The 981-nt window shown below is 69.0% G+C and carries 1 protein-coding gene; it reads left to right on the top strand.

Translation table 11 applies throughout. From position 1 onward, the window contains the following. Positions 1-980: universal stress protein (locus tag NA8_RS32235; protein WP_063054051.1), on the top strand; the 980-nt coding region annotated here is incomplete at its 5' end. Position 981: the final 1 nt, after the last annotated feature.

Genomic DNA, 981 nt, shown 5'->3' with positions numbered 1-981 from the left:
CGCCAGACGGTCACAAGGCTCGGGAGGTCTCCATGACAGAGCGGCGATTCGACGATCCGCATCATCTCGCCTCGGCGAAGGTCATCGTCGGTGTGGATGGTTCGGACGGGTCGTGGGCCGCGGTCGGGTGGGCGGCGCAGTTCGCGGCCGAACGTGGACGCGAGCTCGAGATCCTGCATGGCATGGGGTTGGTGGGTGCTGGTGGGGTGCTGGGGGATTACGAGGTGATCGTTCCCTCGGTCATCGACATGGTGCGTGAACAAGGCAAGGACGTGGTCGCTCGTGCCGAACGCCTGGCCCGCTCGATTGCACCCGGACTGCGTGTGTCGGCGCGCGCGAGCACCGACGCCGGTAGCGAGTTGTTGATCGGGCACAGCGCCGAGGCGTACGCGGTCGTGATCGGGGCGACCGGCGACGCCGGCACGCTCACCCATTGGGGTTCCACGCTGCTGGCGGTGACCGCTCACGCGCAGGGCACGGTGGTGGTCGTGCGCGCCGACCCCGACGCGGGCGGCGCGGTGCATGCCTCGGGTCCGGTGGTCCTGGGTGTGGACGGCAGCCCGGTCGGGGAAGCGGCGATCGCCGCGGCGTTCGCCGAAGCGGCCGAGCGGGGCGCCGAGTTGGTCGCCGTGCATGTTTGGAGCGATTGGGATTTCGGCCGGTTCGCCGGTCATACCAGTTTGGGTGAACTCGATCTCGATGATGTGGAACGGGCGATCCTGGCCGAGCGTCTGGCGGGTTGGCAGGAGAAGTTCCCGCAGGTTCGGGTTGCCCGGAAGGTCGAGGTGTCCGCGCCGGGGCCGCATCTGCTGGACTGGTCGAAGGTCGCGCAGTTGCTGGTCGTGGGTAGCCGCGGGCGTGGTGGGTTCGCGGGCATGCTGCTGGGCTCGACAGCCAACACTCTGGTGCAGCACGCGTCGTGCCCGGTGATGGTCGTCCACCCGCACGATGACCAGCGGGGCAGTGGACACCGCCGCTGAA

It is taken from the genome of Nocardia arthritidis NBRC 100137 (genome assembly GCF_001612765.1).
Classification (GTDB): Bacteria; Actinomycetota; Actinomycetes; order Mycobacteriales; family Mycobacteriaceae; genus Nocardia; species Nocardia arthritidis.
Note: the sequence above shows the minus strand (reverse complement) of the source record. Positions and strands in the feature narration are given on the sequence as shown.